Origin of the sequence: Moorena sp. SIO2C4, assembly GCF_010672485.1 — a bacterium.
Lineage (GTDB): Bacteria > Cyanobacteriota > Cyanobacteriia > Cyanobacteriales > Coleofasciculaceae > Moorena > Moorena producens.
Map to the genome: position 1 here is coordinate 1 of NZ_JAAHGN010001303.1, position 1802 is coordinate 1802.

At 41.8% G+C, this 1802-nt stretch carries 3 protein-coding genes; 2 read left to right on the forward strand and 1 reads right to left on the reverse strand.

The window, feature by feature from the left end; translation table 11 throughout:
• The first annotated feature begins 445 nt into the window (after positions 1–445).
• Together F6K20_RS36880 and F6K20_RS36885 are read left to right on the forward strand one after the other, a co-directional pair.
• Complete coding sequence (locus tag F6K20_RS36880; protein ID WP_008186607.1) at positions 446–1003, forward strand: EF-hand domain-containing protein; 558 nt, start codon at positions 446–448, stop codon at positions 1001–1003.
• 120 nt (positions 1004–1123) lie between these two features.
• The gene (locus F6K20_RS36885) at positions 1124–1336 is read left to right on the forward strand and encodes a hypothetical protein (protein ID WP_044493872.1); all 213 of its coding nucleotides are present in this window, start codon (positions 1124–1126) and stop codon (positions 1334–1336) included.
• Here the strand turns inward: F6K20_RS36885 and F6K20_RS36890 are convergent.
• A complete protein-coding gene (locus tag F6K20_RS36890; protein ID WP_008186608.1) occupies positions 1333–1617 on the reverse strand; it encodes a YggT family protein in 285 nt (94 codons plus the stop codon). The two genes, F6K20_RS36885 and F6K20_RS36890, sit on opposite strands and share 4 nt — an antisense overlap.
• Positions 1618–1802: the final 185 nt, after the last annotated feature.

A 1802-nucleotide genomic window follows, 5' to 3' on the forward strand; every position in this document is an offset into this window, starting at 1 on the left:
CAGAAGGCAGAGGGCAGAAGTAGGAAGAAAGACAAAAGTAAGTCCTTGGTAATTAGCGATAGCGCTATGCGCACGCTACGCGAACGCATCTTAGTTTTACTTTTTTCTGTTAATACACATCTTGTCTATCTTGTCAATGGGTAAGTCCTCATAGCAGAACTTTTCTTCAATTCCCCTCCCATAACCGTAAAGTAAATCAGTGTACTACATTTAAGTCTTTTAAATCTCTGTGACTCCAGCCCGGTCAGTATTTTCACGTTCGTTTTTGTCCCAAAGGGAGGGGAATTACATGGTAATAGCCAACTATTTATAGTTAATTAAATAGTCAAGCAGTATAAACTTATTAAAGTTTTTATTAAATAAAGTTTAAATGGAATTAAAATCAATTACTTCTGTTATAAAATAATTATTGAAAAAATGCTGATTTTACTAGGGAAGTATAAAAATGTTGAGTGAACTATTGAATAAAAAACATACCAAGAATTTTTGGGTATACGATGCAGACAAGAATGGATATGTGGACAAAGCCGACTTAGAGCGATGCGCTCTTAATCTGGCTTTGCTACGAGGTTTGGAACCGGGAATGCCAGAATTTGAAGATATTAGTGCAAAATATGCGGCAATTTGGCAAAAATTTTGGCAGCCTGCCGATCTCAATGGTGACGGAAAAGTAGAATTGGAAGAGTATCTGACGGTGGCCGAAAAATCGATTGCTAATTTCCCTAATTCAGCAGAACTTCAAGAAGCTCATGATGCTAAAGCAAGCATTATCTTTAGCATCTTGGATACGGATAGTAATGGTACAATTAGTCTGGCTGAATACAAAGAGTTTTGTAAAGCAGTACAGCTCGACGAAGATATTGCTGAAGTAGCTTTTGCCAAGTTAAATCAGAATGGAGATGGAGTTATCTCTAGTGAGGAATACTTAGAAAGAAGCAAGGAATTTCATACAAGTGATGATCCTAATACACCTGGTAACTGGCTTTACGGCTCCTATGAATAATCCCAATGTCAGGACTGGTTTTTCCATCTAGCTGAAACTCAGTAGAGTTGAGACCGCTGAAGGTAATCCTTCACACCCCCCTTGAAATTTTTCCTGGAACCTTGAACTTTCCTAAAACCATTGGGGCTAAGTGAATGGTTAACCATTACCCCTGTAACCTTCAACCTTGGCCAAAAGGCCACGCTACGCGAACAACCAAACAACCTGCAACCTTCAACCTGCAACCTGCAACCTTCAACCTTCAACCTTGGCCAAAAGGCCACGCTACGCGAACAACCTCCAACCTGTAACCTCCAACCTGTAACCTCCAACCTTCAACCTCCAACCTTCTAGATCATCATCCTCAGGATTCCCTGCTGACCTAAAAGAATTTCCCGCAGCAGGCTGAAAATCCCTACCCAAATAATTGGGCTAATATCAACCCCACCAATGGGAGGCACAATTTTGCGCATTGGCACTAAAAAGGGTTCCGTTGGCCAAGCTACTAGATTAAATGGCAAACGATTTAGGTCTACCTGAGGATACCAGGTCAGAACAATGCGAAAGATAAACAAAAAGATCATTAGTCCGAGTAACGGACCAAGAGTCCAGATAGCAATCGTAGCAGCAGTCATGGCTTATTTAATCTTAATGATCACAAATGTATTGCTGGTGGCACCGTCAGCGGTGAGCGGTGAGCGGTGAGCAGTCAGTGGTCAGTGGTCAGTGGTCAGCTTATTTTATTCAAAAGCGCCGATTGCGCTACGGGCACGCTGCGCGAAGATTACCGTGGCACAGGCTTCCAGCCTGTGACCTAACC

Bases quoted from the DNA above. Each gene is read 5' to 3' on its own strand.
- F6K20_RS36880 (WP_008186607.1), top strand. From the start codon at position 446: ATGTTGAGTGAACTATTGAATAAAAAACATACCAAGAATTTTTGGGTA.
- F6K20_RS36890 (WP_008186608.1), bottom strand. From the start codon at position 1,617: ATGACTGCTGCTACGATTGCTATCTGGACTCTTGGTCCGTTACTCGGA.